The 4253-nt window shown below is 63.2% G+C and carries 4 protein-coding genes and 1 pseudogene; 4 read left to right on the top strand and 1 reads right to left on the bottom strand.

Annotation, left to right across the window (positions count from 1 at the left end):
* Nucleotides 1-358, bottom strand: a pseudogene (locus EN984_RS24570) (hypothetical protein); the annotation flags it as partial.
* 275 nt (nt 359-633) lie between these two features.
* On the opposite strand from EN984_RS24570, the gene fabD reads away from it, so the two are divergent.
* The 4 genes from fabD (at nt 634) to fabF (ending at nt 4114) form a co-directional block, all read left to right on the top strand.
* Nucleotides 634-1575, top strand: coding sequence for an ACP S-malonyltransferase (gene fabD / locus EN984_RS24565; protein ID WP_127272742.1), 942 nt, complete (start codon nt 634-636; stop codon nt 1573-1575).
* 57 nt (nt 1576-1632) lie between these two features.
* Entirely contained in the window at nt 1633-2370 is a 738-nt protein-coding gene (fabG, locus tag EN984_RS24560; protein ID WP_127271122.1) for a 3-oxoacyl-[acyl-carrier-protein] reductase, read from the top strand.
* A gap of 210 nt (nt 2371-2580) precedes the next feature.
* Nucleotides 2581-2817, top strand: coding sequence for an acyl carrier protein (locus EN984_RS24555; protein WP_006203723.1), 237 nt, complete (start codon nt 2581-2583; stop codon nt 2815-2817).
* 34 nt (nt 2818-2851) lie between these two features.
* Entirely contained in the window at nt 2852-4114 is a 1263-nt protein-coding gene (gene fabF, locus EN984_RS24550) for a beta-ketoacyl-ACP synthase II (protein WP_127273339.1), read from the top strand.
* The last annotated feature ends 139 nt before the right edge of the window (nt 4115-4253 follow it).

The raw sequence follows: 4253 nt of genomic DNA, 5'->3' as shown, positions 1-4253 counted from the left end.
CGCCGAGATAGTGCGACTTCTGGTGACCGACGAAAGCAAGCGACAAGGTCAGCGGCGCGACGATCATCAGGCTCTGGTGGCTGCGGCCGAGCACCGCATCGAAGCCGATCAGGAGCAGCGCAAACACGACGATGGTGGTCCAGCCCGGCTTGAACGGCTGCAGGAAGAAGGAGATGGTTCCGGCAAAGTCGCCGCGCACGATCAGTTCGATGGCAAACACCAGGATAGCGGCAATCGCCAGGCTGATCAGCCCATAGCGCACGACCGGCCATCTCCTGCCCGGCAGATAGCCGGTGGAGGGGTCGTCTTCCAGGAACTGTGGCGCGGCCTTGCCGGTGCGTTTGTAACTCTTTGCCACTTTAACTTCCCCACCCAGCGACAAGCGCGTCACTCGATTGTCATGGAATTGTCACGCAAAGCTAGCGCCTGTAACGGAAATAAGAAGAGCCAGCAAACGAATCGTGAGCGGTTTTCATCAGGAGTGATCGCCAAAAACCCTTTCGCAACAGGCACTCGGCGGACGAGGCTGCCCTCGGGCAGGGTCGAACCGGGCTTGACTTGGCGCCCCGCCATGCGTCACAGGCAAGAAAAACCGTCTTCAGGCAAGCAAAACCAGCCCTTGGGAGCCCTCGCATGGCCGTTGCATTCACCTTTCCCGGACAAGGCAGCCAGGCGGTCGGCATGGGCAAGGATCTCGCCGACGCCTTCCCCGAAGCGCGCAGGGTCTTCCAGGAAGTCGACGATGCGCTCGGCGAAAATCTGTCGGAGCTGATCTGGGAAGGGCCGGAAGAGACGTTGACGCTGACCGCCAACGCGCAGCCGGCGCTGATGGCGGTGTCGCTGGCCGCGATCCGGGCGCTGGAATCGCGCGGCTTCTCGCTGAAAGGCAAGATCGCCTATGTCGCCGGTCATTCGCTGGGCGAATATTCGGCGTTGGCCGCTGCCGGCTTCGTTTCGGTTGCCGATGCCGCCCGGTTGCTGCGCATACGCGGCAATGCCATGCAGGCGGCGGTGCCGGCCGGCGAGGGCGCCATGGCGGCGATCATCGGATTGGAACATGCCGATGTCGAAGCCGCTTGCGCGGAAGCCGCCAAAGGCTCTGTCTGCCAGATCGCCAACGACAATGGCGGTGGCCAACTGGTCATCTCCGGCGCCAAGGCCGCGGTCGAACTGGCCGCGAAACTGTGCACCGAGAAAGGCGCCAAACGCGCGCTGATGCTGCAGGTGTCCGCGCCCTTCCATTCCGCGCTGATGGCGCCGGCCGCGAACGTCATGCGCGAAGCCCTGGCCGGCGTGGCAAAGAACGCGCCGGTGGTTCCCGTCCTCTCCAATGTTACGGTCAGCCCGACCAGCGATCCAGACGAGATCGCCCGCCGCCTGGTCGAACAGATAACCGGCCGCGTGCGTTGGCGCGAGACGGTGGAATGGTTCGGCGCAAACGGCGTCACCACGCTTTACGAGATCGGCGCCGGCAAGGTGCTTTCAGGATTGGCGCGGCGCATCAACCGCGATGTCGCCACCGCGTCGGTCGGCACCGCGGCTGACGTCGAGGCGGCCATGGCGGCGCTTGCATAAAGCGTCATTTGATCCCATCCCTGTAAAGGGTGTTCTCTTCTCAATCAGGAGACAAAAATGTTCGAATTGACTGGCCGCAAGGCGCTCGTCACCGGCGCATCCGGCGGCATCGGCGAGGCGATCGCCAGGATGTTGCATGCGCAGGGCGCGATCGTCGGCCTGCATGGCACCCGCGTCGAGAAACTGGAAGCGCTGGCTAGCGAGCTTGGCGACCGGGTCAAGCTGTTCCCGGCCAATTTGTCCAACCGTGAGGAGGTCAAGGCGCTCGGCCAGAAAGCCGAAGCCGATCTCGAAGGCGTCGACATCCTGGTCAACAACGCCGGCATCACCAAGGACGGCCTGTTCGTGCGCATGTCGGATGCCGACTGGGACAGCGTGCTCGAGGTCAACCTGACCGCCGTGTTCAGGCTGACCCGCGAACTCACCCACCCGATGATGCGCCGCCGCCATGGCCGCATCATCAACATCACCTCGGTGGTCGGCATCACCGGCAATCCCGGCCAGACCAATTACTGCGCCTCAAAGGCCGGCATGATCGGCTTCTCCAAATCGCTGGCACAGGAGATCGCCACCCGCAACATCACCGTCAACTGCGTCGCCCCGGGCTTCATCGAATCGGCGATGACCGACAAGCTCAACGACAAGCAGAAAGAGGCGATCATGGCGGCGATCCCGACGCGGCGCATGGGCACCAGCGTTGAAGTCGCGTCCGCCGTCGCTTATCTCGCCTCCAACGAAGCCGCCTACGTCACTGGCCAGACCATCCACGTAAATGGCGGCATGGCTATGATTTGACGAGGTTCGGCAGCAACGCCGGCGGGTTGTGAAAAGAGACCATTTCGGCTTGGACCTCAGCTATTTTTCGTGTAATGCGGCCCGCAACCCGGCGGTTCGGGCAAAAACCGGTCCGTAGTCGTTGCGTTTCCGGCAGGACCATCTTTCAGCTTGATTAGCGGCATTCTGCCCGCTAACGAAGACAGACAAACAAAAGACGAGGATGCCCAAATGAGTGACACCGCAGAGCGCGTCAAGAAGATCGTCATCGAGCACCTTGGCGTCGATGCCGACAAAGTGACGGAGCAGGCGAGCTTCATCGATGATCTGGGCGCCGACAGCCTCGACACGGTCGAACTCGTCATGGCGTTCGAAGAAGAATTCGGCGTCGAGATTCCCGACGATGCGGCTGAGACCATCCTGACCGTTGGCGATGCCGTGAAGTACATCGACAAGGCTTCGGCCTGACGCTTTCCGCAGTCATCACCGGGGAGGACCTGCGATGAGGCGTGTCGTCGTCACGGGCCTTGGGTTGCTGTCGCCGTTCGGCATGGGCTTCGAGCACAGCTGGAAGGAACTTCTGACCGGCCGCAGCGCTGCCAAGCGCATCACTGAGTTCGAGGTGGAGGATCTTGCCTGCAAGATCGCCCACGTCATTCCGCGTGGTGACGGCAGCAATGCCACCTTCAATCCCGAGGCCGTGCTCGAGCCCAAGGAACTGCGCAAGATCGGCGACTTCATCCTTTACGGGATTGCCGCCGCCGACGAGGCGCTGAAGGATTCCGGCTGGGAACCCAAGACGCATGAAGAGCGGTGTGCCACCGGCGTCCTGATCGGCTCCGGCATCGGCGGCATCGAGGGCATCGCCGAGAACGCGATGATCCTCAAGGAGCGCGGCCCGCGCCGCATCAGCCCTTTCTTCATCCCGGGCCAGATCATCAATCTCGTCTCCGGGCAGGTTTCGATCCGGCACGGACTGAAAGGCCCGAACCATGCCGTCGTCACGGCCTGTTCGACCGGCGCGCACGCCATTGGCGATGCTGCCCGGTTGATCATGTGGGGCGATGCCGACGTGATGGTCGCCGGTGGCGCCGAAGCGCCGGTGACGCGGCTGTCGATCGCCGGCTTTGCCGCATGCCGGGCACTGTCGACGGAACGCAATGATTCGCCGCAAACGGCGTCGCGACCCTATGATCGCGACCGCGACGGCTTCGTCATGGGCGAGGGCGCCGGCGTTGTCGTGCTCGAGGAGCTCGAACATGCCAGGGCGCGCGGCGCCAAGATCTATGCCGAGGTGACGGGTTATGGTCTCACCGGCGACGCGCATCACATCACCGCGCCCGCCGAGGATGGCGATGGCGCCTTCCGTTGCATGACGGCGGCACTGAACCGGGCCAAGTTGACGCCGGCCGATGTCGACTACATCAACGCGCACGGCACCTCGACCATGGCCGACACGATCGAGCTCGGCGCGGTCGAGCGGCTTGTCGGCAATGCCGCATCGAAGATTTCGATGTCGTCGACCAAGTCGTCGATCGGCCATCTGCTTGGGGCGGCGGGTGCCGCCGAAGCGATCTTCTCGATCCTTGCCATCAGGGACAATGTCGCGCCGCCGACCATCAACCTCGACAACCCGGAACGCGAAACCGCGATCGACCTGGTGCCGAACAAGCCGCGTGCCCGCCAGATCGACGTGGCGCTGTCCAATTCCTTCGGCTTTGGCGGGACCAACGCGTCGCTGGTCTTCCAGCGCTACAATGGCTGATCGTCCGGCTGCCGGGCGGCGCTTCGGCGTGCCGTCAATTTTGCCATATTCGCCCCTACTCTGCCGCTGGGGATTCGTTGGGCGATCAAACGGTAGGGCGAAATGAACACAAATCCGGCAGGCAACGGAGAATTCGGGC

It is taken from the genome of Mesorhizobium sp. M7A.F.Ca.CA.004.12.1.1 (assembly GCF_003997835.1).
Lineage (GTDB): Bacteria > Pseudomonadota > Alphaproteobacteria > Rhizobiales > Rhizobiaceae > Mesorhizobium.
This window is presented reverse-complemented; position numbering and strand designations above follow the sequence as displayed.